29 protein-coding genes are annotated in these 24,329 nt (G+C 61.9%); 14 read left to right on the top strand and 15 right to left on the bottom strand.

Annotation, left to right across the window (positions count from 1 at the left end):
• Positions 1-12: 12 nt before the first annotated feature.
• The 3 genes from ACHFB9_RS06795 to ACHFB9_RS06785 all read right to left on the bottom strand — a co-directional run bounded on the left by ACHFB9_RS06795 (position 13) and on the right by ACHFB9_RS06785 (position 2,553).
• Positions 13-501 (bottom strand): type II CAAX prenyl endopeptidase Rce1 family protein, encoded by a 489-nt coding sequence (locus ACHFB9_RS06795; RefSeq protein ID WP_417070502.1) that lies wholly within the window; start codon positions 499-501, stop codon positions 13-15.
• A gap of 105 nt (positions 502-606) precedes the next feature.
• Positions 607-1,329, bottom strand: a complete 723-nt coding sequence (locus tag ACHFB9_RS06790) for a DUF6624 domain-containing protein (protein ID WP_417070500.1) — start codon at positions 1,327-1,329, stop codon at positions 607-609.
• A gap of 42 nt (positions 1,330-1,371) precedes the next feature.
• On the bottom strand, positions 1,372-2,553 hold the full coding sequence (locus ACHFB9_RS06785) for a M48 family metalloprotease (RefSeq protein ID WP_417070498.1): 1,182 nt from the start codon (positions 2,551-2,553) through the stop codon (positions 1,372-1,374).
• Positions 2,554-2,964: 411 nt separating this feature from the next.
• On the opposite strand from ACHFB9_RS06785, the gene ACHFB9_RS06780 reads away from it, so the two are divergent.
• Positions 2,965-3,588: a type 1 glutamine amidotransferase family protein gene (locus ACHFB9_RS06780; RefSeq protein ID WP_417070497.1), complete on the top strand. Its 624-nt coding sequence runs from the start codon at positions 2,965-2,967 to the stop codon at positions 3,586-3,588.
• Positions 3,589-3,689: 101 nt separating this feature from the next.
• Positions 3,690-4,394, top strand: a complete 705-nt coding sequence (locus tag ACHFB9_RS06775) for a helix-turn-helix transcriptional regulator (protein WP_417070496.1) — start codon at positions 3,690-3,692, stop codon at positions 4,392-4,394.
• Positions 4,395-4,476: 82 nt separating this feature from the next.
• On the opposite strand, the gene ACHFB9_RS06770 is transcribed toward ACHFB9_RS06775, so the two are convergent.
• From ACHFB9_RS06770 to ACHFB9_RS06735, 8 genes are all read right to left on the bottom strand, one after another.
• Positions 4,477-4,830, bottom strand: a complete 354-nt coding sequence (locus tag ACHFB9_RS06770; protein WP_417070494.1) for a hypothetical protein — start codon at positions 4,828-4,830, stop codon at positions 4,477-4,479.
• Positions 4,831-4,923: 93 nt separating this feature from the next.
• Positions 4,924-5,313, bottom strand: coding sequence for a DUF6896 domain-containing protein (locus tag ACHFB9_RS06765; RefSeq protein ID WP_417070492.1), 390 nt, complete (start codon positions 5,311-5,313; stop codon positions 4,924-4,926).
• A 210-nt stretch (positions 5,314-5,523) separates the two neighbouring features.
• Positions 5,524-5,778 (bottom strand): hypothetical protein, encoded by a 255-nt coding sequence (locus ACHFB9_RS06760; RefSeq protein WP_417070491.1) that lies wholly within the window; start codon positions 5,776-5,778, stop codon positions 5,524-5,526.
• A 383-nt stretch (positions 5,779-6,161) separates the two neighbouring features.
• Positions 6,162-7,025 (bottom strand): FRG domain-containing protein, encoded by an 864-nt coding sequence (locus tag ACHFB9_RS06755; protein WP_417070489.1) that lies wholly within the window; start codon positions 7,023-7,025, stop codon positions 6,162-6,164.
• 261 nt (positions 7,026-7,286) lie between these two features.
• Complete coding sequence (locus tag ACHFB9_RS06750; RefSeq protein ID WP_417070487.1) at positions 7,287-7,895, bottom strand: hypothetical protein; 609 nt, start codon at positions 7,893-7,895, stop codon at positions 7,287-7,289.
• 222 nt (positions 7,896-8,117) lie between these two features.
• The gene (locus tag ACHFB9_RS06745; RefSeq protein WP_417070485.1) at positions 8,118-8,471 is read right to left on the bottom strand and encodes a helix-turn-helix domain-containing protein; all 354 of its coding nucleotides are present in this window, start codon (positions 8,469-8,471) and stop codon (positions 8,118-8,120) included.
• Positions 8,472-8,626: 155 nt separating this feature from the next.
• Entirely contained in the window at positions 8,627-8,971 is a 345-nt protein-coding gene (locus ACHFB9_RS06740) for a hypothetical protein (protein ID WP_417070483.1), read from the bottom strand.
• 595 nt (positions 8,972-9,566) lie between these two features.
• Positions 9,567-9,773 (bottom strand): PLP-dependent transferase, encoded by a 207-nt coding sequence (locus ACHFB9_RS06735; RefSeq protein ID WP_417070481.1) that lies wholly within the window; start codon positions 9,771-9,773, stop codon positions 9,567-9,569.
• Positions 9,774-10,060: 287 nt separating this feature from the next.
• Between ACHFB9_RS06735 and ACHFB9_RS06730 the strand changes: the two genes are divergently transcribed.
• From ACHFB9_RS06730 to ACHFB9_RS06715, 4 genes are read left to right on the top strand one after another with little or no spacing between them, the layout of a single operon-like run.
• On the top strand, positions 10,061-11,380 hold the full coding sequence (locus ACHFB9_RS06730; protein ID WP_417070479.1) for an O-acetylhomoserine aminocarboxypropyltransferase/cysteine synthase family protein: 1,320 nt from the start codon (positions 10,061-10,063) through the stop codon (positions 11,378-11,380).
• The gene (gene metX / locus ACHFB9_RS06725; protein WP_417070477.1) at positions 11,377-12,516 is read left to right on the top strand and encodes a homoserine O-acetyltransferase MetX; all 1,140 of its coding nucleotides are present in this window, start codon (positions 11,377-11,379) and stop codon (positions 12,514-12,516) included. The genes ACHFB9_RS06730 and metX overlap by 4 nt, the downstream gene beginning before the upstream one ends.
• Before the next feature lie 60 nt (positions 12,517-12,576).
• Positions 12,577-13,950 carry a pyridoxal-phosphate dependent enzyme gene (locus ACHFB9_RS06720; protein WP_417070475.1) on the top strand — a complete coding sequence of 458 codons (1,374 nt, stop codon included), beginning with the start codon at positions 12,577-12,579 and terminating at the stop codon, positions 13,948-13,950.
• Positions 13,947-15,125 (top strand): trans-sulfuration enzyme family protein, encoded by a 1,179-nt coding sequence (locus ACHFB9_RS06715; protein WP_417070473.1) that lies wholly within the window; start codon positions 13,947-13,949, stop codon positions 15,123-15,125. The genes ACHFB9_RS06720 and ACHFB9_RS06715 overlap by 4 nt, the downstream gene beginning before the upstream one ends.
• A 75-nt stretch (positions 15,126-15,200) precedes the next feature.
• On the opposite strand, the gene ACHFB9_RS06710 is transcribed toward ACHFB9_RS06715, so the two are convergent.
• Positions 15,201-16,193, bottom strand: coding sequence for an IS1595 family transposase (locus tag ACHFB9_RS06710; protein WP_417070471.1), 993 nt, complete (start codon positions 16,191-16,193; stop codon positions 15,201-15,203).
• A gap of 265 nt (positions 16,194-16,458) precedes the next feature.
• Between ACHFB9_RS06710 and ACHFB9_RS06705 the strand changes: the two genes are divergently transcribed.
• From ACHFB9_RS06705 to ACHFB9_RS06685, 5 genes are read left to right on the top strand one after another with little or no spacing between them, the layout of a single operon-like run.
• Positions 16,459-16,839: a LiaF transmembrane domain-containing protein gene (locus ACHFB9_RS06705; RefSeq protein WP_417070469.1), complete on the top strand. Its 381-nt coding sequence runs from the start codon at positions 16,459-16,461 to the stop codon at positions 16,837-16,839.
• A complete protein-coding gene (locus ACHFB9_RS06700; protein WP_417070468.1) occupies positions 16,836-17,009 on the top strand; it encodes a hypothetical protein in 174 nt (57 codons plus the stop codon). Before ACHFB9_RS06705 ends, ACHFB9_RS06700 begins: the two co-directional genes overlap by 4 nt.
• Complete coding sequence (locus ACHFB9_RS06695; protein WP_417070466.1) at positions 17,009-17,734, top strand: LiaI-LiaF-like domain-containing protein; 726 nt, start codon at positions 17,009-17,011, stop codon at positions 17,732-17,734. The genes ACHFB9_RS06700 and ACHFB9_RS06695 overlap by 1 nt, the downstream gene beginning before the upstream one ends.
• The gene (locus ACHFB9_RS06690) at positions 17,735-18,802 is read left to right on the top strand and encodes a sensor histidine kinase (RefSeq protein WP_417070464.1); all 1,068 of its coding nucleotides are present in this window, start codon (positions 17,735-17,737) and stop codon (positions 18,800-18,802) included.
• Entirely contained in the window at positions 18,799-19,548 is a 750-nt protein-coding gene (locus tag ACHFB9_RS06685) for a LytR/AlgR family response regulator transcription factor (protein ID WP_417070462.1), read from the top strand. The genes ACHFB9_RS06690 and ACHFB9_RS06685 overlap by 4 nt, the downstream gene beginning before the upstream one ends.
• Here ACHFB9_RS06685 and ACHFB9_RS06680 read toward each other — a convergent pair.
• The 3 genes from ACHFB9_RS06680 to hemN all read right to left on the bottom strand — a co-directional run bounded on the left by ACHFB9_RS06680 (position 19,545) and on the right by hemN (position 22,130).
• Positions 19,545-20,396 carry a Cof-type HAD-IIB family hydrolase gene (locus tag ACHFB9_RS06680; RefSeq protein WP_417070460.1) on the bottom strand — a complete coding sequence of 284 codons (852 nt, stop codon included), beginning with the start codon at positions 20,394-20,396 and terminating at the stop codon, positions 19,545-19,547. The genes ACHFB9_RS06685 and ACHFB9_RS06680 overlap by 4 nt on opposite strands.
• Positions 20,397-20,470: 74 nt before the next feature.
• The gene (locus ACHFB9_RS06675; RefSeq protein WP_417070458.1) at positions 20,471-20,677 is read right to left on the bottom strand and encodes a heavy-metal-associated domain-containing protein; all 207 of its coding nucleotides are present in this window, start codon (positions 20,675-20,677) and stop codon (positions 20,471-20,473) included.
• A gap of 58 nt (positions 20,678-20,735) precedes the next feature.
• Positions 20,736-22,130, bottom strand: a complete 1,395-nt coding sequence (hemN, locus tag ACHFB9_RS06670) for an oxygen-independent coproporphyrinogen III oxidase (RefSeq protein WP_417070456.1) — start codon at positions 22,128-22,130, stop codon at positions 20,736-20,738.
• 109 nt (positions 22,131-22,239) lie between these two features.
• Here hemN and fnr point away from each other — a divergent pair, with 109 nt between their 5' ends.
• The 3 genes from fnr to ACHFB9_RS06655 all read left to right on the top strand — a co-directional run bounded on the left by fnr (position 22,240) and on the right by ACHFB9_RS06655 (position 24,164).
• The gene (gene fnr / locus ACHFB9_RS06665) at positions 22,240-22,962 is read left to right on the top strand and encodes a fumarate/nitrate reduction transcriptional regulator Fnr (protein ID WP_417071345.1); all 723 of its coding nucleotides are present in this window, start codon (positions 22,240-22,242) and stop codon (positions 22,960-22,962) included.
• Positions 22,963-23,081: 119 nt separating this feature from the next.
• Entirely contained in the window at positions 23,082-23,525 is a 444-nt protein-coding gene (locus tag ACHFB9_RS06660; protein ID WP_417070454.1) for a universal stress protein, read from the top strand.
• 180 nt (positions 23,526-23,705) lie between these two features.
• A complete protein-coding gene (locus ACHFB9_RS06655; protein WP_417070452.1) occupies positions 23,706-24,164 on the top strand; it encodes a universal stress protein in 459 nt (152 codons plus the stop codon).
• Positions 24,165-24,329 lie beyond the last annotated feature (165 nt).

The raw sequence follows: 24,329 nt of genomic DNA, 5'->3' as shown, positions 1-24,329 counted from the left end.
ACCCTCCCAAGTTTACTGAAAGAATAGCACCAAAAAAAACACGACTGCGTTGTGTATGGAGTGGATCATCACCGCAGCAGAAAAGGCAGCCCATATCCCTCGATAACTCCAATCCCAAAAAGCCATCGAAAGGTATATTCCACCAACCACTCCTCCAGATATTGCGGCCGAGTAGTTACTCCCGAAGTGAAAAACCGCAAATGGAATCGATGTCGCCAAAAAGCATGGAATCGCTCCAGCGCCATTCGATTTTGCTATTTTTGCAGGAACAACCTGAAAAAAGACGGTTTCATAAACCGGAGCGGCGACAATAGCCAAAAATCCGAATCCAAGAGATGGCTCCCGTCTTAGCCCCTCGCCGCTATCAAATAGACGGGTCACACAGTACACAAGGAGCGAGACCACTATGTATTCAGTGCCAACCCTGAAAACATAACCCACAAACCCGGAACCAGTCCGACGGGAGAACGGATTGCATTTATTGCACTTCAATGTGTACATCGTTTTTGTACCCCCGAGGGTAGGGTCTTGAATTCGATCATTCTGATGCAATTCAAGACCCCGTATCTGCCCCCACGCTCCGCCACCCGAGAAAGAAAAGTCGCGTCAGGGCTTCTCCGGCGCCGGCGCGCAGAACAGCCCGGTCAGCTTTTCCCGATATTCGCGCAGCGGGATCAGCCCCATCTCGGCCCGCCGGGCATCGACCCCCTCCGGCGCCTCGATCGCGAAAGGCTCCCACTTCTCGCCCTGACACCGCCCTTGGCTGCCGTAGCGCTGAGGCAGGGACTGACCAGTCGCGACCCGGTCGAAGAGCAGCGCGAAGTTCTTGCGGCCGGTCTCTTTCTTTGCGACCAGCTCTTCCATTTCCTTGAGCATCGCGCGCTGGAATTCGGGATCGGCATCGGCGTGCTGAACGACCAGAAAGGCGGTCTGGTCAGCCGTCTCGCCATAGACGGAAAGGATGGGCCAGCCCGAGCTCGCGAGGATGGCCTTGAAGGCGTCCCTGTCCCGAGCGTCGACACCGATGACCAGGCTCTTGAATTCGGCCCAATCCGCGGACTTCAAATCAGGCTGACACTTTCGCTCGGGATCGACCATGGCTTTGCGGATGCCCTGATCGCCCGCCCTGATCGCGGCCAGCTGCGCCTTCACGCGCACGACGGGATCGGTGATCTCGCCGGCCTCGGCCAGCGCGGTCTGCTGCTGACGATCGATCTGACGGGCCTGCGCGGTCAGCCCCGTCACACAGGAAGAAGACGTTTCGGCCAGGGCGGGCGCGCCCGCGATGCTCAGGCTCAGCACACAGAACAGGACAGCTTTCGCATTCATCATGAAACTCCGACAGGATTGGGGGAAGCGCAGCGACTCCGCTCAGCGGCAAGCGGGCGGCAGCTGGCCCTTCTTGAGGTCCTCAGCGGCCGAGCATTCCCAAGTGATTTGACCTTGAGCGTCCTGGGCCGGCGTGAAGATCAGCGCCCCCTTCGCGGTGCTGACCGTCAGGATCATCTTGTTTGAATCGAGCGCGAGGCTGCTTCCGTCGGGCAGTCTGTCCGGGATGCCGGCCGCCTCCAGGGACGGAGGCACCGCCCGCTTGGTCTGGTAGAACCCGGCCAGGCTCTCCCGGGCTCCCTTCGACTGGACCAGCGCGGAGGTCAGCGCAACCCGGATCTTGTAGTCGTGGTAGGCGGGAAGGCCGATCGCCGCGACGACTCCGAGGAAATACACCAGGACCAGCAGACCGAAGCCGCTTCCCAGTCGCCCCGCATAGGGGAAGATCAGCGCGACCAGATAGGAGAAAGCGTTTCGCGAGGGCAGCTTCCGATCAGGATAGAGCACGCGGGCCGCCCTCTTGGTCGTCCACGGATAGCCCGAGAGCAGTTCGTGCAGCGACATCCAGAAGCCCGACGAATGCTCGACCTGGGCGCGATAGGCCGCGAGGTCGATCTGCCGCCAGCGATCGGGGCCGGCCGCCAGGGCCACCAGCGCCTTCGCCGCGCCTTCGCGCGAATCGCTGCAGGCCGCGCCATGGCGATCGCTGGTGCTCTCGCGAGCGCGCGAATACGCGGCGCCGAGCAGCGGCAGCCACAGCGCCGGCCAGCGAAAGAGCTGACCGATCAGGTGCTTTTGCTTCAGATGACCGAGCTCGTGACCAAGGTAGAAGCGCAGGCCGTCCGGGTGATCCTTCATCGCATCAACGATATCGGAGAGCAGCACGACGTACTGAGCGCCGAGGAACTGGGTCGCGAACGCATTCAGCGCGCCGTTTCCGTTGAGCACATAGGCCTGGGGGCGCGAGCGGATCTGCAGCCGCTCGCAGCATTCGACGAAATGGGCATGGAGATCGGGAAACTGCGCGGCCGACAGTTCAACCCCGTTGCCCTTCAGGTGGGCGATCAGCGCCGACTGCGCGAACAGATAGAAGACGAAGCCGACCGCCAGCACGATCAGCGCGGTGCCGAAAGTGCCCAGGATCAGCGCGAGCCACAGCAGCACGCCGATGATCAGCGTGATCGCGCCCAGCGAACGCTCGCGCGGATAGACCAGTTCGTTCATGAAAGTCCTTTTCTGTTTGGCGATCCGCCCAAGCAGCGCTTGCCGACGGATGAGAGGTGATCGGGCGCCCGACCCCGCGCAGGCGGCGAGGCGAAGCCCCTTCCCGAGTTTGAGGATTTCACCGGCTTCCCGGCCCACGGATTCTGAAGCCAAAAGGCGACGACAAGCAATCAGGAATTGCATATTCCGTCTATCCATTTCAACTATGGATATTCGGTTCCGCACACCCCCGAGAAGCGAGGCGGAGCGCAGCCCCGGAAGAGATCATCGGGATCCTCGGCACCGACCGGGACGCGGATAGTCAGAATCGTGTTTTCTGGAAACGCCCGAGCCCTGCTGACACGACGGTGTCAGTAGCTCCTGTTCAAAATGAGTTCTTCGCTCACAAGCCGCATCACCCGGGATATTCAGATGAAGCAACAGGACGTCCACGTTTTTGTCTTCGACGATCTGGCCGATTGGGAGATGGCCTACGCCGTCACCGGAATCAATAACCCCCAATTCCAGATCGCTCCACATCGCTACCGGATCCGCACGGTTTCACTGCAGGATCGCCCGATTCTGAGCATGGGCGGCATTCGCATCGTTCCCGACCTGACGCTCGATCAGCTCTCGCCCCACGACAGTGCGATGCTGATCCTGCCCGGAGGCATGCCCTGGGCCTTTGGCCAGAATACGGAGGCCGTCGAAGTCGCGAGGCGCTTTCTCGATGCCGGCATTCCGGTCGCCGCCATTTGCGCCGCAACGCTGGCGCTCGCCCGCGCAGGCCTGCTTGACCATCGGCGCCATACCAGCAATGCGCCAGAATATCTGGCCGAGAGTCAGTACCGAGGCGCATCCCTGTATGAGGATGCTCCGGCCGTAACGGATGACAAGCTGATTACCGCACCGGGCACTGCCGCAATCGACTTCGCCCGCCACATCTTCCAGCAGCTGAACCTCTACTCGCCCGCTATCCTGGATGCCTGGTACGGCCTGCACAAGACCGGCAAGCCGGAGTATTTCACCGCCCTGATACAGGCGGCCAATGCCTGACCCGGCACTTGTGCCAATCGTTTGGCAACCCGCACCGACATAGCTTGTTGTCGAGGCCGGTAGCAGAATGGGCGGACTTCCCGACCCACAACCGAGCCCCGATGATGCGCCGTGCCGACCGACTGTTTCGCCTCGTAGAGATCATGCGCAGCAGGCGTCTGAGCACCGGGAGCTGGCTGGCCGAGCAATTGGGCGTTTCGCTGCGCACGCTCTACCGCGACATTGCCGATCTGAGCCTGTCCGGCGTGCCCATCGAGGGCGAGGCCGGCGTCGGCTATCGCCTGCGTTACCGGCTCGACGTGCCGCCCCTGCTCTTCGACCCGGTCGAGCTCGAGGCACTGCTGGTCGGCTCGCGCATGGTGCAGGCCTGGGGCGACAATGATCTGGCCCAGGCGGCGACGGCGGCACTGGCCAAGATCCACAACGTATTGCCCGAACTGTTGCGGCGAGAGGCGCAGCAGGCTCGACTCTTCATCCCCCCACTGGGTGACGAGCGCCCGCATCACCTGACCGAGTTGCGCGATGCCGTGCGCGAACGGCGCATCGCCCGCATGGCCTATGTGCGCGAGGACGGTACCGCCTCGCAACGCAGCCTCTGGCCGCTGGGGCTGTTTTTCTGGGGGCGAAATTGGACCCTGATCGGCTGGTGCCTGCTGCGCGGCGGTTTCCGCCACTTCCGCGTCGACCGCATACAAGAGCTGAGCGTCAGCGACGACACCTTTCCCGATCAGAAAGGCCGGCGGCTGAGCGATTTCTTCGACGAGCTTGAACGCAAACACAGCACCGCGATTGGCCAGCGCGCGTAGCGCCAAAAGCTCTGAGGGGAAGGTCTTGAGTTCGATCATTCTGTTTCAGTTCAAGACATGGCCCCACGCTCCGGGTTAACCATCATTCGGCTGGCTTTCTAAACCGTTCAATGAGGCTACGACATGCTGCAGGTGCAAACTCGGCGGCCCACCTCTCCGTGCGCTCAAACTCTGGCAGCAGTACAGACAGTGCCTCGGCGCTCCAGAGGTTCTGCTGAGCCTGCAGTGGCAAGTGATCCGTTTCGGATTCGATCGCAACAAACACGTCAAAATCCGGGTCGCTATCCGCCGTTCCGCCAACAGCCGGCTTCAAACGAAGCAACTGCACTGCGCCCTCGAAAAACGACTCGCGGCCGCAGAGCATTGCCGACGCCAACTCGACGAGCGCCTCTCTGGCTTGCACTTCACGTTCATTGAGGGCGGCCCGATCGGACATGATGGCTAACGTTTGACGTGAGGGGCCGTAGCGGCGAAGTCGCGAAGAGAACCTGTAAGTGCAACTTGCGGGCGGTCCCTCTCAACGAGTTGGTTAGGCCTCTCCACCGAGGGCCTCCTTGACCGCTTCATCTAGCGCATCCTCATCTTCAGCCAGGCCTTGATACTCAGGGTATGAGAGCAGGCCATCATTGAGCTGCTTAAGGAAGAAGATCTTCAGCCGCCATTCATCTGGGTGTGGTTTATCAAAATCAAAGTCAATACCACCTACGTCCGGCGTTTTGTAAACGTCGACACCCGCACCGTGCCGCCGCAAATACCAGCAAGTCCCGGGAACCTGAAGTATTTTCCCTCGATTAAGGCCCATGACCTCTTGAGCATCAGCAAGAGAAAACGAGCGTGCAATTAGCTCACAGGCCCACGCACGACTCGCATACCAGAGCAGAATCACTTGCTTGATGAGCCGGACGTGGTTCTGATTCATCGGTTAAAACCCAATAAGTAAGCGGAAGCGGTAAATCCGGTTATTGACCAAAGCGGTCAGTCTGAGCATCCCCAATGAACGACCACTTTCGACCCGTTGTTGACGGTCAGACACTTGGAGGTCGGACGTTCAACGTTGGACATAACGGGCGCCGGAGCGCAGCAAAGGGAACCAAACCGCTCAGCAATTTGGTTCCCTTTGACGGACTTTCTAGAGCGCGGACGCGTGTTCAACCCAGATGATCGCATTGGGATGATGTTCTTCAATCGTTTCAATCGCACCCAGCAATACGTCATGTGATTCGCCTGCCAGCGGATAGGCGAACCGCGACAGATCGACAGCTTGCAATGCTTCATAGTCAGCCTGACTTATAGCGTCGGCCCCACACCAAATTGGAAACGGGGAGGCTTTTGATTGAGCGATTGCAATGCGCAGACCGGCAGGTGTGATGGCAAGAAATACCATATAGCGATCTAATGTTTTACGCAAATGACCGTTGTAGCGAAAAAACCGTGAAGGGAAGCAACAAGCCCAGCTTGTGGGCGAACTCTCTCGACGGAATGGTTAGAAAAACTCATCACGCACACTCAAAAACCATTAGGGAGAGGATTGGCACTTGGCAAGATACGAGGTCTTGCATTCAATCACTTTCATATAATTTTGGTGGAATGCAAGACCTGACCCCAGACTTTTCTTCAGGGCAGATTTCTGCTCACCGAAACTTGATTTTCAAGACGGTATCTGACCCCGGACTTTCCGGAAGCTCATCCCGGCCAATCTCGATCCGGAAACGCTCTGCGGTTGTGTTGACAATTTTCAAGACGGTATCTGCCCCCCAGGGGTTTGCGTTAGACAACTTTAGGCTTTCGCGCATATTTGTTTCTGTACTTTTCAACGATTGCTTTAGCCTGTGAGTCAAGTTCAGGGAAGAGCGTTTGCTCTGAGACTCCAAACGATGCCAGTTCCTTCTTTATTTTGTGTTTATTAGAAAAAATGATTCTCTTTTCGTTATTTCCACACACAAGCCAATCATCAGGAACGGCCGCAGGCTTCAACTTACTGCCTTGCATTCCAAACAAGAGGAAGGCACCTTCTTGTCGACTGATGCGAGCGTTATCAAGTCGCGTTCTTACCGCAATCACCCGTTCAAGATCGGAGCGCTTTATGATGGGCCTAAAAGCTGGTTTGTCTCGCTGGATATCGTGAAGAAGTCGCCCTATTTCTTCATCACTGTTAAACTTTTCTTGATCAATTGGATACTTTGAAAGATCAAACTCCTTGCTACGCTTTGCAATGTTTGATATCACAGAAACCGTATCGCTATCGTAAAATTTTACCTGGTCATTCGGAATATCGAACACCAATACTTCACCCTCAGTTTTCTCATTTTCTCGACAAGCAAAATACAGCGCCACCAAAGCATTTGATGTAAGATCAAGCAAGCGCGTCGGCAAACCATAGTGTTGAAGACGAACGAGAATTTCAATAAAAGAAAGTGTAGATGGAAGCTCGTTTGGGCATCTGATCATAGCCTCTTGAATGAGCGTCTCTTCATTTTCCTTTAGTTGTTCCTTGCGAAAAATACTTGGCTCAATATTATATTTTCTATAATCCGCGTGACCTCTGAAAAATCTCGTGCAACCTTGTTTAAGCGGGATATCAGCCAAACTTCCCGCAAACTCAGCAATATTCGTAATGGTAGTTGTTGTCATTTTTCCATCTAGCGTTCAACATGATTTATCATCGCAGAGGTGGTCTCAGTTGTTCGGAAAGAAAACTCTGCCGCTAGTGGACGCCAGAAAAAAGTCCGAGGGTCTTGCGTTCGATCATTTTGATGCAATTCAAGAACATCGCCCAAAAACACGTTAGGCTTTCATTCATCGCGTAGCAACCCACGTTGAATCGTGATTGATGTGCGCACCAATTCCGGGAACCCATTGCTCAAATTTTTCGAGATCTCGGACAACTTTTATTCAGCCAGAAGCAGAATAGATTTCTCCTGTTGTCAGATGAACTTTTGCCTTGACCTTAATGTGCTCACCAGAGATTCTTGGCGCCCAACCACCTACGGAGAAGCAAACAAATAGCAGAAAACCAGACGGGAGTTCCTTGGGCTCAACAGTTCCTAATAGCGTGAGATTTTGTAAACCATCATCGAAATTTGAGAACCAATTCTTCAATACTTTACTGCCACTACCTGTTTGGTGCCGGGGGCGACTTGGCAGCGACAGCGCGACAAGCTCCGGCTTCCACGTTCGCCAAACCCTCCTGCGCTGCACGGCGAGCGAGAAATGCCTCACAACAACCCTCTCGGACGTGGGGTTTAAGAGTCCTACTTCCACAAGAAAGGTTGCACGTACAGCATTTTTGTGCCCCTGAAATTCGGCGAATTCTTCAACAAGACAACGACTGGTTGCCTCCTCAATGGTCGCGCTGGGAGTGCGGAGCTTGCTGCGGACAAAGCTAAAGGCCCCAGCCAACCAAGCCACAAGCAGCAAGACAAACCATTTCAGAAGGTCAACGGTCTTTCCGTGAGCCTCTATCCAGCTTACTATCGTCGAGATATCTGGGAGTGTCACCATTTGCTTCTTGCAAATTTACTGAGGAGTACGTTGAGTAACATCAACGACATCAGGATTTCGTAATCTGCAGCGCGCAGACAACCAGGTTCCTGACCAAACTCATATCCGAGCCCCCCGAGAGTTAGGTCTTACCTTCGATCATTTTAGATTCAATTCAAGAACTAACCAAAAACCCAGACCCATCTTTGCGACAAAGATTCCCTTTAGGAAAAGGATTAGATTTCAAGGTTTATGCTTTGGCAGCAATTTGACGAAATCTTGCGTATCTCGGATAGTTCTCAATGTATCAAAAACGGCTTTACCTTCCGGGCAAGTAGGGGGAAGACGAACCGCAGCAAGAATGCTTGCGAGAACTGCATCGTCGGGAACTGCCTTCCCACGCTCAAGATTACTCACCACCGGTTGAGTTGTTCCTGCAACAGTTGCCACCTCAGCTTGTGTCATACTCGGATTACCTGAAGACGTGTAATCGCGATATGACTTAATTAGAACTCCTGCATTACGAAGTTGCTGAGTTTGGTTAGTTTGGAAAATCTCTGCGGCGGTGAGCCTAAATGAATTTGCTGCTGTAGCCATAGCCATGAGTCCTTTGACATATCAATATGTATTAGGTCTTAATTAGGTCTTACATTCGATCCTTTTGATGCAATTCAAAACCCGGGCAACCCCAAGCTCGGTCGCGGACGGAACCGGTAAGCGCCGTTTGAAGGCGGCCCGTAAAAACCGAAAGCTTAGGGAGTGGCAAGCAACTTTGCATAGATTGCCTCTCGTTCCCGATCGTCCTTTGCGCCATCCCAGCGAGCAAAGAGACTGAAGCAACACAGCCTTTCATTCACTGTCATGCCCCCAATGCCATGAATTGCGTCGTCCCGAAACTTGGACCACAGACCATAGACAATTGCGTGCTCGGCTGCACTCTCGATCCAAGTGTTTCCAATGAAGCGCTCGACGGTGTTCTCTAGCTCCTTAACATTCGCAGCATCGTTCTTCCAGGCGACGAGCAGGCCAGAAAGTCTAGTGACGGCAGGATCGCCAGATGCTTGCGTAATTGCGGTCGCCAAATCATCGAGATCCACTGTGCCCCCTAAAGACAAATTGTGTCACTCAAGCCACAAACGACTCCGGGCTTGCGTTTTCGAACTACTACCGTATGGCTTTCGTTCTGCTAAAGCGACACAGCGGTAGCGAACGGCGGCTTTTGCGTACCAGCATCGACTTTCAGCTCGTGCCAGGCCGCCGTCTCGTCTCACGCGCAGTTTTCCCCTAAGCCTGTCTAAGCCCTTTGGGCGAGATCAAACTGTTTGGCTTGCATGTCTCGGCGGCTCAATCTCGTTCTGGTCGAGAGATGTGTGAGGCGAGGCCAAGTCGCGGTGATCGCGCGCCCCGCCCGCTGTCCATCCTGCCGCAGACGAAGCCTGGCCACTCACCGTCCGCCGCGAGATCCGTTGATCCTGAATTTACGCCCCCATGCGGAATGTTGCACCCCGGGCGTGTGGAATCGGTCGCGGTAGAGCTCGCGTAGCCATGGACTTTGTGAAAATGCCGCGCATTGAGCTCAGCGCAGCACCCTGCAGCTCGGCGAGGCGGCGCCCGCACGCAGGCTTCCCCGCGCTCAGCCGCCCTCCTCCCGGGCAGCGCAGCGAGTCGCTATCCAGGAGAAGGGGAAGTCGCTCAGCGGGAGTGCTTCAGCGCCTGCTCGATATCCCAGAGCAGGTCGTCGGGATCCTCGGTGCCGATCGAGACGCGGATCTGCTCGGGTTTGACGCCGGCTTCGCGTCGGGCCTCTTCGGCGAGCCGGGAGTGAGGCTCGGCCAGCGACCTCGCATCGCCCCCCAGGGCGACGAAGAAGACCTTCAACGCCTCGATGAAGCACCGCACTCGCCTGCCCGCCCCGCCGAAGGTGAAGATCGCGCCGGCGCCGCGCAAACGCCATCCAGCCCCGCAACGATCAATTCCTCATGAGCTCATAACGCGCAAGGAAAAAGCTTCTGAAAATTCCTTCGTTTGAAGCCTCAAAGGGGGCTGTTAAGTTGTTCCCAGCATCTCGCATCCGTGCATTCGCAAGAGGAAAAGCGATGAGTCTCTTCAGCCAAGTTTTTTCCGAACTGGGTCAGCTTTTCAGTCAATCAGCGCCGCAAGGCGATTCCAATACGAGGAGTCAGACCGTGAGCAAAGCCAATTACCGTTACGAAACCCTGCAGATCCACGCTGGACAGACTCCTGCGCCGGGCACTCAAGCCCGCGCGGTGCCGATCTACCAAACATCTTCCTATGTCTTCGAGAATGCCGACCAGGGCGCGAACCGTTTCGCGCTGAAGGAATTCGGCAACATCTACACGCGGATCAACAACCCGACCACCGAAGTCTTCGAACAGCGGATCGCCGCGCTCGAAGGCGGCGTCGCGGCGGTCGCGACCGCTTCGGGCCAGGCCGCCCAGTTCCTCGCGATCACGACGATCGCGCAGGCCGGCGACAACATCGTGTCGACGAGCTATGTCTATGGCGGCACCTACAACCAGTTCAAGGTGACGCTGCCCCGCCTGGGCATCAAGGTCAAATTCGTCGAAGGCGACGATCCGGAGGACTACCGCCGCGCGATCGACGAGAACACGAAGGCGATCTACGTCGAGACGATCGGCAATCCGCGCTTCAACATCCCCGATTTCGAAGCGCTCGCGAAGATCGCCCACGAGGCCGGAATCCCGCTGATCGTCGACAACACGTTTGGCGCGGGCGGCTACATCGCGCGGCCGATCGACTTCGGCGCCGACATCGTCGTCGAGTCGGCGACCAAATGGATCGGCGGTCACGGCACTTCGATCGGCGGCGTCATCGTCGATGCCGGCCGCTTCGATTGGGGCAACGGCAAGTTCCCGCTCTTCACCGAGCCCTCCCCCTCTTACCACGGCCTGAAGTTCTGGGAGGCTTTCGGCACCGGCAGCCAGTTCGGCAACATCGCTTTCGCGATCCGCGCCCGCGTCGAGGGGCTGCGCGACATCGGCCCGGCCCTGTCGCCGTTCAACGCCTTCCTGTTGATCCAGGGCGTCGAGACCCTGTCGCTGCGCGCCCAGCGCCACGTCGATAACGCGCTCGAGCTGGCCCAATGGCTCAAGAGCCACCCTCTGGTCGCCTGGGTCGAGTTCAACGGCCTGCCGGAGAGCCCCTATCACGCGCTGGCGAAGAAATATCTGCGCAACGGCTTCGGCGCGGTGCTGAACTTCGGCGTCAAGGGCGGCGCAAACGCGGCCCGCCGCTTCATCGATCACGTCGAACTCGCCAGCCACCTCGCGAACGTCGGCGATGCGAAGACTCTGGTCATCAACCCGGCCTCGACGACTCACCAGCAGCTCTCGGACGCCGAGCAGCTCTCCGCTGGCGTGCGAGCCGACCTGATCCGCGTCTCGGTGGGCCTCGAACACATCGAGGACATCAAGGCCGACTTCGACCAGGCTCTGCGCCGCTCGGCCCTGGAAGAGGCGGCATGAACCGTCGCTGGACACCGGAAGGCGAGCAAAGGCTGGCCCTCGGCCAGCCTTTCGTGCTCGAGTCCGGCGAAGCCCTTCCCGGACTCGAAATCGCGTACCGGACCTGGGGCAAGCTCTCACCCCAGGCCGACAATGCGATCATCGTCTGCCACGCGCTGACCGCCGACGCCGACGCGGCACGCTGGTGGGCGCCGCTGTTCGGGCCGGGATGCGCGCTCGATCCGGCGGACTCCTTCATCGTCTGCAGCAACGCGCTGGGCAGCTGCTACGGCACAACCGGCCCGACCAGCCTCGCCCCCGACGGCAAACACTGGGGGGCGCGCTTTCCGCGCGTGACGATCCGCGATCAGGTCAGAGCCCAGATCGCACTGGCCGACGCGCTCGGCATCCGGAGCATCCGCTTCGTGATCGGAGGTTCGATGGGAGGACTTCAGGCGCTCGAATGGGCCCTGCTCGACCCTCTGCGCACCCAGGCGGTGATCAGCGTCGCCGGCGCCGCCAGTCATTCACCGTGGGCGCTGGTCTGGAACGAGGCGCAGAGACTCGCGCTGCGCGCCGATCCGCTCTTTCGCGGCGGTTTCTATCCGCCCGAAAAGCCCCCCGAAGCAGGCCTCGCGGCGGCCCGCGCGATCGCGATGGTCAGCTACCGGAGCCCACAGTCGCTGGAGGCGCGCTTCGGGCGCGAACGCGGCGCCGACATCTTCGGCCCTCGCGCGCATTCGCCCGACGAGTTCGCTGCCCGGGGCTGGTTGCGCCACCATGCGAAGAACCTGACCGAGCGCTTCGACGCGAACAGCTATGTCTCGCTGCTCGATGCGCTCGACAGCCACGACCTCGCCCGGGCGCGCGGCAGCCTGGAGGCCGCGCTGGGCAAGATTCACCAGCCGACGCTGATCGGTTCGATCGCCTCCGACGCGCTCTATCTTCCCGCCGAACAGCACGAGCTGGCGAGGCTGATCCCGAACGCGCGTCTGCTCGAGATCGACTCCGCGCACGGCCACGACGGCTTCCTGATCGACGCGGCCCGCTTCGAGCCGGGCGTCCGCCGCTTCGCCTCCGAGCAGAGAAGCACGGGCGCGACGCCCGCCGACACCGGCGCTTTTCCTCTGCGTCAGAAATCCCTGCGCTATGCGTGATTTTCCGGGCCGCCGCGAACCGGCGGCACCGCCTCGTTTAACTCCATAAGAGCGATGAACATGTCCCAGACCCACAGACCGGCCGTCCTCGGCCTGATCGGAAACACGCCGCTGATCGAAGTGACCCGGATAGACACCGGCCCCTGTCAGCTCTTTCTGAAGCTCGAATCGCAGAACCCGGGCGGCTCGATCAAGGACCGGGTCGGCCTCGCGATGATCGAGACGGCCGAGCGCGACGGCCGCCTGAAGCCGGGCGGAACGATCGTCGAGGCGACCGCCGGCAACACCGGCCTCGGTCTCGCGCTGGTTGCCCGCGCCAAGGGCTACAGGATCATCCTGGTCGTCCCCGACAAGATGTCGACCGAGAAGATCCTGCACCTGAAGGCGCTGGGCGCCGATGTCCGGATCACCCGCTCCGACGTCGGCAAGGGCCACCCGGATTACTACCAGGACTACGCGGCGCGGATCGCCGCCGAAATCCCCGGCGCCTTCTTCGCCGACCAGTTCAACAACCCGGCCAATCCGGCCGCGCACGAGAATTCGACCGCCCCCGAGATCTGGGCGCAGACCGCGCACGACCTCGACGCGATCGTCGTCGGAGTCGGCTCCTCGGGCACGCTGACCGGGCTGACCCGCTTCTTCCGCCGCGCCAATCCGGCGGTCGAATTCGTGCTCGCCGATCCGGTCGGCTCGGTGCTCAGCGACTACATCCGCGATGGCTCGATCGGCGAAGCCGGCTCCTGGGCCGTCGAGGGCATAGGCGAAGACTTCGTGCCGCCGATCGCCGATCTGTCGGCGGTCCGCCATGCGTATCAGATATCCGACGAAGAGAGCTTCGCGACCGCGCGCGCGCTGCTCTCCGCCGAGGGCATCCTCGCCGGATCCTCGACCGGAACCCTGCTCGCCGCGGCGCTGCGCTTCTGCCGCGAACAGACCGAGCCTCGCCGCGTCGTGACCTTCGTCTGCGACACCGGAACCCGCTATCTGTCGAAGATCTACAACGACAACTGGATGGTCGACCAGGGCCTGCTCGCCCGCCCGGTCTTCGGCGACCTCAGGGACATCATCGCCCGGCGTTTCGAGGACGGCGCGGTGATCAGCGTCTCGCCCGACGACACACTGCAGACCGTGTTCCAGCGCATGCGCTACGCGGACGTCTCCCAGCTGCCGGTCATCACGGACGGCAGGATCGTCGGTCTGATCGACGAGTCCGACCTGCTCTTCCGCGTCCAGCGCGATCCTTCGGCGTTCCGGCTGCCGGCCTCGCACGCGATGTCGCACGCGCTCGAAACCCTCGCACCCGGCGACAGTCTCGAAGCGCTGCAGAACATCCTCGATCTGGGCCTCGTCGCGATCATCGCCGATGAAGACCACTTCTACGGCCTGATCACCCGCTTCGACCTCCTCAACCACCTGCGAAAGAAATTCGGATGAGCGCTTCACCAGACAAGCAGGGTTTCGGCACCCGGGTCATCCACGCCGGGCAGACCCCCGACCCCAGCACCGGCGCCGTGATGACGCCGATCTATGCCAACTCGACCTATCAGCAGCAGAGCCCCGGCGTGCACAAGGGCCTGGACTACGGCCGCTCGCACAATCCGACCCGCTGGGCCTTCGAGCGCTGCGTCGCCGATCTCGAATCGGGCGTCCAGGCCTTCGCCTTCGCGTCGGGCCTGGCCGCGATCGCGACGGTGCTCGAAACGCTGGACAGCGGCGCGCACATCATCGCCGGAGACGATCTGTACGGTGGCACCTACCGGCTGCTCGAAAAGGTGAGACGGCGCAGCGCTAACCTGTCCTTCTCCTTCGTCGACCTCGCCGATCCGGCCGCGCTCGCCGCCGCGCGCAAACCCGAGACCCGGATGATCCTGGTCGAGACGCCGACCAACCCGCTGCTCAAGCTCGTCGACCTCGAAGCCATCGCAGCCTTCGCGCGCGAACACGATCTGATCGCGGTCGCCGACAACACCTTCGCGACGCCGTGGATTCAGCGACCGCTCGAAAAAGGCTTCGACATCGTCGTCCATTCGGCAACGAAGTATCTGAACGGCCACTCGGACGTGATCAGCGGCGTCGCGATCGTCAGCGGCGAAGCGCGCAACACCGAGCTCGCCGAGCGCCTCGCCTTCCTGCAGAACGCTGTCGGTGCAATCGCCGGCCCTTTCGACGCCTTCCTCGCGCTGCGGGGTCTGAAGACCCTCGACGTGCGGATGGCGCGCCACTGCGAAAATGCGCTCGAACTCGCGCTCTGGCTGGTGGCGCATCCCAAGGTCCGCCGCGTGATCTATCCCGGCCTCGCCTCCCACCCCCAGCACGCACTCGCGAAACACCAGATGCGCGGCTTCGGCGGCATGATCTCGGTCGATCTGGCGACCGATCTCGCCGGTGCGCGGCGCTTCCTCGAAGCGACCCAGCTCTTCACGCTGGCCGAGAGCCTGGGCGGAGTCGAGAGCCTGATCGAGCTGCCGGCCGTGATGACCCACGCGACGATTCCGCCCGAACAGCGCGCCAGACTCGGCATCAGCGACTCGCTGGTCCGGCTCTCGGTCGGCATCGAGGACGTCGCCGATCTGCGCGCCGACCTGGAGGCTGCGCTGGCTCGGATCTGAAACAGGAGCCGGGGTTTTGCCGCGGATCACGCGGCTTCTCACCGATCAAGGCCGCAGCCGGCCTCGATCGGTTGGCTATGTCCCCAATCCGTGTTGCATCCCTCTGCCGAGCGCCTCGCTGAGGCAGTGCTGCGGGGTGATCGCGTCGCCGTAGCGCTCGAGCATGCGGCGCCAGCCCAGATAGTGGTCCAGGTAGTGCGTGGCCACGCCGTGGAAACGCCCCATCCAGTTCTTCAGCCGGCCGTGATAGGCGCTGACGTTCTGGATGTGATACGCACCGCCTTGGCTGCGCCCCCCTGTCTGCGCTGGCACCGCGACATGCGTGAGCTGTGCCGCGCGGGCGAAACCGGCATAGGCGGCTGCATCATCGGTGCACAGCAGCACATCGGCATCCACCAGCGGTTTCAACCGTTCGGCGAGCTGCGCCGCATCGAGCCGGTCCAGTTTGAAGTCCGCCGTATGCCCCGAGCGGTCGCGAACCACCAGCACCGGGATCGGCGCGGCGTCCGTGTCCGGCGCTTTACCCAGAGCGCCGCGCTGATGGGCCGGGCGCGGGATGTGCCGCTGGCCCTTGAAGGATTCGCGGAAGAAGGTTTCACCCGCCTCGACGATCCCGGCTTCATGCGCATCGCGGTGTTCGGCGATCAGCGCCAGGAAGCGATGCCGCCAGAGGAAGGACGTGTTCTTGCTGAGGCCGCAGAGCTGGGCGGCGGCGCGCACGGACAGACCGTCGATCAAGGCCTGGGCGTAAGCGTTCCATTGGTCCGGGTGCTGAAGCCGCGCCAGGGAAGAGCCCGTCAGCGCCGTGCAGGTTCGCTGGCAGCATTGGCAGCGGTAGCGCGCCAGGCCGCGCGTGAATCCCCAAGGCCTGAGATTGCCCGCTTCGGCATGGCAGTGGGGACAGTCGGGCAAATCAGGCAGGTCCGGAAACTCGGACGATGCCGCCGAACCCTGGCCGAGCGGGCCGGTAGCAGGAGCGGGGGCAAGGCTTCGGAGCAGGCTCAGCCTCTGGCGAGGCGTCAGCTCGGGGACCCGATCGAGCCAGTGACGAAAGGCCTGGGCATCCATGATACGACTCCGTAGCGCCTGGACTCCCTAAGCATAGCCAGCCCGCAACACATTCTGGGAACATAGCGACTTCAGATCGGATCTGCCCCGCGTTCAGCGGGGAATTCCGCGCGTGGCCGGGCGTGTTCGGCTGAGGGCGGCGCGCGCTGAGGCGGTGGGAGCCGCCCCGTCATTCGCCGACTCCTCTCCGGCATTCGCCGAAAAGCGGGTGCGCACTTTCCCGGCCCGAGGCACATTCTCAGCATCGAGAACAGAGGAAGACACGATGATCCGCCGCCACGGCTTCAAACACCCCATCCATTCGCCGCGCCGCCAGCTTTTCTGGGGCGCAGCGATGATCGCCAGCGGGGCAGCGCTGCTGCTCGCCGGACAGGGCTTCATTCCCCACGCATCCGCGTGGCTGCTGCTGCCGATCCTGATCGGCGTCTCGGCGCTGACCCGGCTCGTTTTCGCCAGACAGGCTCAGCAGTTTGCGCGCGCCGGTCTCGGCCTCGCTCTGGCTCTGTGGCTCTACGCCTGCATCACCAATCAGTGGGGCTGCACTTTCAGCACCACCTGGCCGGTCGCCGTGATCTACCTGGGCCTGAGCATGCTGACCCACCGCCGCCATGCGTTCCGCGCCCCCTGCTCCGGAGAGAGGGCATGAGGCGAGAGATCGAAGCCCTGCAGGCGCAGCGCCAGATCGTTGCGATCGCGCTGATCGGGCTGGGAACTCTGGCCCTGCTGGCTAGCCTGCACATCGTACCCACCGCCGCGCTGCGCGCCTGCCCCCCGCTGATCGCGGACTTCCCCACCAGCCACCCGGAGGTGATGTGATGAGACAAGACCACCGCTCCGCGCAAACGCACAGGCTGTTCGTCGGGATCGCGCTGATCGCCGTGGGCGTACTGGCCCTGCTGGGCAATCTGCACATCATCGATCCCGTCGCACTGGGCGCCCTCTGGCCGTTGATCTTCGTCGTGCTGGGCTTGTCGCATATCGCACGGCACCGCTCGCCGCGCGCGCTGATCTGGGGTGGCGGCTTCATCGCGCTGGGCGCCGCGCTGACGCTGCGCAAGCTGGGTCTGCTGCCGTGGGGCATGCACGAGCTGTGGCCGGCTCTGCTGATCTTCGGCGGCATCTATCTCCTCGCCAAGGGCTTCTTCCCGGACGGCGGTTCGCGCTGGTGCGGCTGGAGTCGCGGCCACGGCCTTCCCCCGCCCAGTTGCGAGGACGCGACACGTCTGAACCACAGGGCGATCCTCAACGGTTCCTCGATCAAGAACGATACCCAGGACTTTCAGGGCGGCGAGCTGACCGCGGTGATGGGCGGGCTGGAACTCGATCTGCGCCAGGCCTCGATGAAGTCCGAGGCCGTGCTGAATGTGCTGGTGATGATGGGCGGAGTCGAGATCCGCGTGCCCCAGGACTGGTCGGTCCAGCTCAAGAGCGTGCCCATCCTCGGCGGGGTCGATGACAAGACCGTTCCCTTGATGGATTCCGGCAAACGCCTGATCATCGAGGGCGACATCATCATGGGCGGCATCGAGATCAGGAACTAGATGCATCCGATTCTCTGCGATACGCGCCGCTTCCTGACCTACATCGCCGCCTGGCTGCTCGCGGGCGTGCTGCTGGCCGGTCTGCTGAACTTCACGACCGACGCCCCCTGGAGCGCCAGCCTGCTGCTCACGCTGCCGCTATCGCTCGTCTATGGGGTCTCGGCGCTGTCGGCCTACTACGTCTGTCGCGCCCTGCCCTATGCCCGGCGCAGCCCGGGGCTCACCGTCGCCGCTTTCGGCACGGCCTCGCTCGTCTCGGCGTTGGTCTGGACTCTCGTCGCCGAGCTCTGGAACAGCGTCGGCCTGGGCCTGGGTTTCGAATCGGGGCTGATCGCGATCGGCACTCGCGAGCGGCTGGTCTTCTTCGTCGTCTGCGCCGGACTCTATCTGCTCTCGCTGCTGGCCCACGATGGCCTGCTCGCGTTCGCGAACATGCAGCAAGCGCTGCGCCGCGAGGGCGAATCTCGCCTCGCGGCCAGCGAGGCCGAGCTGCAGATGCTGCGCACCCAGGTAAGCCCGCATTTCCTGTTCAACAGCCTCAATTCGATCTGCGCGCTGACCCAGTTCGCCCCGGACGCCGCGAGTGCGATGACGATGGATCTGGCCCAGTTCTTCCGCCTGACCCTGAGCCTCGCAGAGCGGGAGCGAATCGCACTGGAGGAGGAGATCGCGCTCGCCGAGCGCTATCTCGCGATCGAGAAGCGGCGCTTCGCTGAAAAGCTCAACTACCGTCTGCTCATCGCGCCGGACGCGGCACCCTGCCTGCTGCCGCCGATGCTGCTGCAACCGCTGGTCGAGAACGCGGTCAAGCACGGCATCCGCGATCTGGACGAGGCCGGCAACGTCGAGATCGAGGCTCAGCTTCGCGATGGCTGGCTGCACATCGCGGTCGAGAATCCGGTCGCAGAGCAGGCGAGCGGCGCGCCGGGAAACGGCCTGGGCCTCGCGAACGTCCGCAAGAGGCTCGCCACTATCTACGGTGAGCGCGCCCGCCTCGTCAGCCGCAGAGGCAATGGCCGCTTTCGCGTCGAGATCACCGTCCCCGTTGAAACGAAGAGCGAACGATGAATTCCCCTCTAAGCACCTTGATCGTCGACGACGAAACCCTGGCCCGCCGGCTGCTGCGCAGCCATCTGCGCAATCATCCCGACATCGCGATCGTCGGCGAGAGCGACAACGGCGAGCAGGCGCTCGCCGACATCGCCCGCCTGAACCCGGATCTGATCTTCCTCGACATCCAGATGCCCAAACTGACCGGGCTCGAAGTGCTGGAGCTCTCGGGGCGGCGCAGCGGCGTGATCTTCACGACCGCTTACGACGAATACGCGCTGCAGGCTTTCGAGCGCCACGCGGTCGACTACCTTCTGAAGCCCTATACCCGGGAGCGGCTGGATGAAGCGCTGAACCATGCGCGCCATCTGCTCGGCCGCAGCCTGCCCGACGCGCTGCTCAGCGAAGCCACGGCTCAGGCCCAGCGCGTGCTGATCCGCGATCGCGGCCAGGTGATCGTCGTACCGGTCGCCGACATCGACTGCATCGAGGCCCAGGACGACTACATCGCGATCCACGCCGCCGGCCGTACCCATCTGAAGACGCAGAGCCTGAACGAGATCGAAGCCTGGCTTGCCGGAAAAGGCTTCGTCCGAGTCCACCGCTCGTGGCTGATCAATCTCGCGCGGCTCAAGGCGATCGAGCGTCAGGGCAAGGACGGCCATCAGGCCCGGCTGGGCCGCGATCTGTGCGTGCCGGTCAGCCGCTCCGGCCACGCGCGGCTGATCGACGCGATCGCAGCAATCGAAGGGCCTCGGCCCTAGGCGATACCGAGGACGGCCTTGATCGTCCGGACGACCCCGTTGTCGGTGTTGCCGGGCGCGAGGAAGTTCGCCCTCGCCTTGAGCTGGGGATGGGCGTTGGCCATCGCAAACGAATAGCGGGCCTGGTCCATCATCTCCAGATCGTTCAGGAAATCGCCGAAGACCATCGTCTGCTCGGGCGTGATGCCCAGGCTCTGCTGGATATGGCGGATGCCCGCACCCTTGTTCACGCTGGGCGCCATCACGTCCAGCCAGTGCTGGCCGGAGACAACGACCTGATGCGTCGCGCGAAAGCGCGCGAAGGCCGGCGCGCTGACCCGCTCGGACGAATCGAAAGCGAAGACCGCGAACTTGAGGATCTCGTCCTCGACCGCCTGCAGGTCGTCGACGACTTCCAGCCTCTGGTAGTACTTGTCGACTTCGGCGAAGAAAGCCGGATCGGAGCGCTCGATATAGGCCGAGCGCTTGCCGCACAGCACGACGCCGATGTCGGCGCCGGAAGCGGACAGCGCGCGCGCGGCGCGGGTCAGCTCCCGGGCCACGTCCCGCGCGAGGCAGTCCGAGCTGATCTCTTCGCCTTTGTGGACGACAAAGCTGCCGTTCTCGGCGATGAAGATCAGATCGTCGGCGATCGGCTCGAAGCGCTGCAGCAGGTTGTAGTACTGCCGGCCGCTGGCCGGACAGAAGGTCACGCCGCGGCCGTGAAGCTCTTCGATCAGAGGCCAAAAATCCTCGTGGATCGCGTCCTCGTCGTCGAGCAGCGTGCCGTCCATGTCGCAGGCGATCAGGCGGATGTCGGGAGTGGGGTCGAGCTCAAGCGAGTTCAGCGCGGTGATGCCGTCGGTCATGGCAGGGGGATGCGGGATAAAGCCAGAGGATAACGGATTGCGCCCGGAGTGCGGGCGAAACCCCTGAAGCCGCCTCAGGCCGCTTCGAACCCGGCCCCGACGATCGCCGCGCGGATCGCATCGGCGCTGACGCGTTCGGGCACGAAGAGCACGCGCGCGGCCCCCTCTTCGAGCGACACTTCGACTTCCTCGACGCCGTCCAGCGCGACGAGCGCGCGGCTGACCGAACGCACGCAACCCTGACAGCTCATCCCGAGCACGCGAAAAACCTCTTCCTTCATCCGGATCTCCTCGGCGCGGAACGGCCCGGGCCCGCGACCGGGCTCCCGACACGCGCAGCTAAATCACTTTCGAATAGCGCTGGGCTCCGCGCCTCTCCCTCAGGTGGCGGTCGAAGACCATCGCGATGACGCGGACCAGCATCCTCCCCGACTCGGTGATGCGCAAGCCCCCGGCGTCCATTTCGCAGAGTCCGGCTTCCGCGAGCTCGGCGAGTTCGGCGAGTTCGACGGCGAAGCGCTCGGCGAAGCGGATGCCCCAGGCCTTCTCGACCGCCGCGAAGGTGAGCGCGAAATCGCACATCAAGGCCTGGATGATCGCGTAGCGCTGCCGGTCGTCCTCGTCCATCTCGTAGCCGCGCACGACCGGCAGCCGTCCCTGATCGAGCGCCGCGTAATACCCTTCGAGCGTCTTCTCGTTCTGGCTGTACGCGGCCCCCGGCTGACCGATCGCCGAGACGCCGAAGCCGAGCAGATCGCAGCCCGAATGCGTCGAATAGCCCTGGAAGTTCCTGTAGAGCTGGCCTTCGCGCTGCGCGATCGCGAGCTCGTCGTCGGGCTTCGCGAAGTGGTCCATGCCGATAAACAGATAGCCCGCTTCGGTCAGCTTCTCGATCGCAAGGCCGAGGATTTCGAGCTTGCCTTCGGGCGAAGGCAGATCGGCTTCGCTGATCCGCCTCTGCGGCATGAAGTGCGTCGGCAGATGGGCGTAGTTGTACAGCGCGAGCCGGTCCGGCGCGAGCTCCAGGACCCGGTCCAGCGTCGCCGAGAAGCGCTCGGGCGTCTGCAGCGGCAGGCCGTAGATCAGATCCAGGCTGACCGAACGGAAGCCGTTCGCGCGCGCATCCGCAACCACCTGGGCCGTCTCGGCGAAGCTCTGGATCCGGTTCACGGCCTTCTGGACCAGAGGATCGAAGTCCTGGACGCCGACGCTGAGCCGGTTGAAGCCTTCGCGGCCAAGCAGCTCGATGACCCCGGGCTTGATCCGCCGCGGGTCGATTTCGATAGAATACTCGCCGTCCGCGACGAGTTCGAAGTGCGAACGGATGCTCGCGCAGAGTGCGCTGATCTCATCTGCAGCAAGGAAAGTCGGCGTTCCGCCCCCCCAGTGCATCTGGGCGACCTTGCGCGAACCGGCCAGATGAGAAGAAACTAGCGCCATCTCGCGATCGAGGTAGGAAAGATAGGTCCGGGCCTGGCTGTGATCCTTTGTGACATACTTGTTGCAGGCACAGTAGAAACAGACCGTATCGCAAAACGGGATGTGGAAATATAATGAGAGCGGTTTGCCGGTCTCCGCTGAGGATCGGGCTCCGAGGAGCCTCATCAGATCGGGAGCGGTAAAGCGTTCGTGGAACCTGTCCGCCGTCGGATAAGACGTATAACGCGGGCCGGACACGTCAAAACGTCGGATGAGCTGCGGGTCGAAAACCGGTTTCTGATCGTCGCGATTCATGTCGGGAAGCTGTATAGCGAGTACCGACCTTGTCATGAAGCGCTGGAAACGGGTTTGACGGTCATCAACATCGTCCGCTTGGAGCTTCGCCTTGGAAAAAACAGCCCCGATTCCGCTCGCGACAGTCAATCTTCGCTCTGTATGCACCCAGTGCAATCTCAAAGAACTCTGTCTCCCCCTTGGGTTGGACAATCATGATCTGGAGAAACTGGACGGTCTGATCGCCGCCCGCCGCAAGATCAAGCGCCAGCAGCACCTCTACCGGGCAGGAGAGCCTTTCGAAGCGATCTACGCGATCCGGACCGGCTTTTTCAAGACCGACATCCTGACCGAGGACGGTCGCGATCAGGTGACCGGCTTCCAGATGGCCGGCGAGATCCTCGGCATGGACGGCATCTCGACCGACCGCCACGTCTGCAACGCGGTCGCGCTCGAAGACAGCGACGTCTGCATGATCCCCTACGACAAACTCGAAGAGCTGTCGCGCCGGATCGAACCGCTGCAGCGCCAGTTCCACAAGTTCCTGAGCCGCGAGATCGTCCGCGAGCAGGGCATCATGATGCTGCTCGGTTCGATGCGCGCCGAGGAACGCCTCGCCGCCTTCCTGCTCAACCTCTCGCAGCGGATGCGCGCCCGCGGCTACTCGGCCCTGGAGTTCAACCTCCGGATGACCCGCGAGGAAATCGGCTCCTATCTGGGGCTCAAGCTCGAAACGGTCAGCCGCGCCTTCTCGAAGTTCCAGGACGAAGGCCTGATCACGGTTCATCAGAAGCACATCCAGATCCTCGACAGCGAAGGTCTGCGCCGCCTGATCGGCCGCGCGCCGATCTGATCACGCCTGTCGGTCACCTCCGGTCGCCCCGCCCCGCGCGGGCTTGACCGGAGTCAAGCATTTCCGCCCTGCGCGTCCTAATATGATTTCGTCACCCCGACAATCAAAGGGAGCCAGGTATGTTCAAACATCTTCTCGTCCCCACCGACGGTTCCGAACTGTCCACCCGCGCCGCAAGTCAGGCTGTCGAATTTGCGAAAGAAGCCGGGGCCTCGATCACCTTCTTCTTCGCCCAGCAGGAATACCCGATGCCGATGTACGGCGAAGGCGCACTGCTGGTCCCGGTCACGCCCGACCAGTTCTCGGACTCGACCCGCACCGAAGCGAGCCGGGTTCTGAACGCGGCGCTGACGCTCGCCCAAAAAGCCGGCGTCGAAGCGAAGGCGGACACCCAGGTCAGCGATTTGCCCTATGAAGCGATCATCGAAGCGGCGAAGAAGCACAGCTGCGACCTGATCTTCATGGCCTCGCACGGCCGCCGTGGCGTCGCGGGCTTCCTGCTCGGTAGCGAGACCCAGAAAGTCCTGACCCACTCGACCGTCCCGGTCCTCGTCTTCCGCTGATCCGCCGTCCGGGGGGCGTCGCCGCCCCCTGCCCGCGCCGAGACGGCCGGGGGCGGCAACGCCCCTCGCCCGAGCAAGGCCGCCTCCGCTGCGGGATCCCTGCCGCATTGATCAAAGGGACTCGGACAGCTTTTCGGGACGCATGCGCCGACTTGGCTTGTCCGCGACCGAGGGGGAAAAATGTTCAAGAAGATCCTGGTTGCCGTAGACGGCAGCGAAGTCTCCAACGAAGGCCTGAAAACGGCGGCCGAGCTCGCGCAGCGCTTCGATGCCGAGCTGATCGTCGCGCACGCGATCGACGAGGATCTGCTGCCGATGCACCACGGCGGCGACGTGTTCGTCGAGCACGACAAGGTCAGGGATGCCTGGCACCGACAGGGCCAGGCCGTCATCGCCGATGCGCGCAAGCGCCTGGAAGCGAAAGGCCTGCACCCCGAGATCCTGCTGCTCGAATCCGACACCCGCTCGGCCGATGAGCAGATCGCCCGCGCGATCGCCGAACAGAAAGTGGATCTGCTGGTGGTCGGCTCGCACGGCCGCCGCGGCCTGCAGCGCTTCTTCCTCGGCTCGATCGCCGAGAAGCTCGCCCGCAAAGTCGACTGTGCGATCTTCATCGTCAAGAGCTCCGGCGGGGTTTGACGAAGCACTGCATCGTCCCGACGGAGCCGGCCAGCTGTGCAAGGCAGGCCGTTGAACGCCGGCGGGGTTTCGTGAAACATGTTTCACGCCGCCGGAGCCGGCCGGCTCAGGAAGGGCCGGCATTCGCTCCGGGGGCTATCAGCAGAGCAGCTCCCGATCAGAGAT

This window comes from Niveibacterium terrae (assembly GCF_048213115.1).
Lineage (GTDB): Bacteria > Pseudomonadota > Gammaproteobacteria > Burkholderiales > Rhodocyclaceae > Niveibacterium > Niveibacterium terrae.
This window is presented reverse-complemented; position numbering and strand designations above follow the sequence as displayed.

Coding starts and splice junctions, on each gene's coding strand:
- ACHFB9_RS06795 (WP_417070502.1), bottom strand. CDS start 501: ATGTACACATTGAAGTGCAATAAATGCAATCCGTTCTCCCGTCGGACT.
- ACHFB9_RS06790 (WP_417070500.1), bottom strand. CDS start 1,329: ATGAATGCGAAAGCTGTCCTGTTCTGTGTGCTGAGCCTGAGCATCGCG.
- ACHFB9_RS06785 (WP_417070498.1), bottom strand. CDS start 2,553: ATGAACGAACTGGTCTATCCGCGCGAGCGTTCGCTGGGCGCGATCACG.
- ACHFB9_RS06780 (WP_417070497.1), top strand. CDS start 2,965: ATGAAGCAACAGGACGTCCACGTTTTTGTCTTCGACGATCTGGCCGAT.
- ACHFB9_RS06775 (WP_417070496.1), top strand. CDS start 3,690: ATGATGCGCCGTGCCGACCGACTGTTTCGCCTCGTAGAGATCATGCGC.
- ACHFB9_RS06770 (WP_417070494.1), bottom strand. CDS start 4,830: ATGTCCGATCGGGCCGCCCTCAATGAACGTGAAGTGCAAGCCAGAGAG.
- ACHFB9_RS06765 (WP_417070492.1), bottom strand. CDS start 5,313: ATGAATCAGAACCACGTCCGGCTCATCAAGCAAGTGATTCTGCTCTGG.
- ACHFB9_RS06760 (WP_417070491.1), bottom strand. CDS start 5,778: ATGGTATTTCTTGCCATCACACCTGCCGGTCTGCGCATTGCAATCGCT.
- ACHFB9_RS06755 (WP_417070489.1), bottom strand. CDS start 7,025: ATGACAACAACTACCATTACGAATATTGCTGAGTTTGCGGGAAGTTTG.
- ACHFB9_RS06750 (WP_417070487.1), bottom strand. CDS start 7,895: ATGGTGACACTCCCAGATATCTCGACGATAGTAAGCTGGATAGAGGCT.
- ACHFB9_RS06745 (WP_417070485.1), bottom strand. CDS start 8,471: ATGGCTACAGCAGCAAATTCATTTAGGCTCACCGCCGCAGAGATTTTC.
- metX (WP_417070477.1), top strand. CDS start 11,377: ATGAACCGTCGCTGGACACCGGAAGGCGAGCAAAGGCTGGCCCTCGGC.
- ACHFB9_RS06720 (WP_417070475.1), top strand. CDS start 12,577: ATGTCCCAGACCCACAGACCGGCCGTCCTCGGCCTGATCGGAAACACG.
- ACHFB9_RS06715 (WP_417070473.1), top strand. CDS start 13,947: ATGAGCGCTTCACCAGACAAGCAGGGTTTCGGCACCCGGGTCATCCAC.
- ACHFB9_RS06710 (WP_417070471.1), bottom strand. CDS start 16,193: ATGGATGCCCAGGCCTTTCGTCACTGGCTCGATCGGGTCCCCGAGCTG.
- ACHFB9_RS06705 (WP_417070469.1), top strand. CDS start 16,459: ATGATCCGCCGCCACGGCTTCAAACACCCCATCCATTCGCCGCGCCGC.
- ACHFB9_RS06700 (WP_417070468.1), top strand. CDS start 16,836: ATGAGGCGAGAGATCGAAGCCCTGCAGGCGCAGCGCCAGATCGTTGCG.
- ACHFB9_RS06695 (WP_417070466.1), top strand. CDS start 17,009: ATGAGACAAGACCACCGCTCCGCGCAAACGCACAGGCTGTTCGTCGGG.
- ACHFB9_RS06690 (WP_417070464.1), top strand. CDS start 17,735: ATGCATCCGATTCTCTGCGATACGCGCCGCTTCCTGACCTACATCGCC.
- ACHFB9_RS06685 (WP_417070462.1), top strand. CDS start 18,799: ATGAATTCCCCTCTAAGCACCTTGATCGTCGACGACGAAACCCTGGCC.
- ACHFB9_RS06680 (WP_417070460.1), bottom strand. CDS start 20,396: ATGACCGACGGCATCACCGCGCTGAACTCGCTTGAGCTCGACCCCACT.
- ACHFB9_RS06675 (WP_417070458.1), bottom strand. CDS start 20,677: ATGAAGGAAGAGGTTTTTCGCGTGCTCGGGATGAGCTGTCAGGGTTGC.
- hemN (WP_417070456.1), bottom strand. CDS start 22,130: ATGAATCGCGACGATCAGAAACCGGTTTTCGACCCGCAGCTCATCCGA.
- ACHFB9_RS06660 (WP_417070454.1), top strand. CDS start 23,082: ATGTTCAAACATCTTCTCGTCCCCACCGACGGTTCCGAACTGTCCACC.
- ACHFB9_RS06655 (WP_417070452.1), top strand. CDS start 23,706: ATGTTCAAGAAGATCCTGGTTGCCGTAGACGGCAGCGAAGTCTCCAAC.